Source organism: Lentilactobacillus diolivorans DSM 14421 (genome assembly GCF_001434255.1).
GTDB classification, from domain to species: domain Bacteria; phylum Bacillota; class Bacilli; order Lactobacillales; family Lactobacillaceae; genus Lentilactobacillus; species Lentilactobacillus diolivorans.
This window is the reverse complement of the sequence record NZ_AZEY01000009.1, coordinates 1-388: the sequence shown is the minus strand read 5'-3', so window position 1 is coordinate 388 and position 388 is coordinate 1. Positions and strand designations below refer to the sequence as shown.

The following is a 388-nucleotide window of genomic DNA, read 5'->3' as shown; positions in this document are numbered from 1 at the left end:
AGGTTGAAACAATCGCACAGTGGCAGGAAACCCCACCGCGAGTTTTCAATACCCAAGAGCATCTGCAAGGACTAGCTTATCTATCGGGACAGCTCAGCTTAGATCAGTTAGAAAATCATCACCTACAACGGGTTTTAAAGCATGATGGCACTAAACAACTCTTTTTGGGTGAATGCAAAGTCGATCCAACGATTAAGAACAGTCAAATCGAGAAAATCCAAAAGCAGTCAAAAGAGCAACGAGCCAAGGACGATCAGTACAGAAAAGCAAATATGGGGCATTATCAACCGCTAAATTATAAGCCAGTTAGTCCAGACTATTACTTAAAGACGGCCTTTAGTGATGCGATCATAACTGTTCTATATGCTCGTGATGAAGATTACCAACG

The 388-nt window shown here is 42.0% G+C and carries 1 pseudogene; it reads left to right on the top strand.

Annotated features, from left to right (window positions below):
• Nucleotides 1-388, top strand: a pseudogene (locus FC85_RS00795) (MobQ family relaxase); the annotation flags it as partial.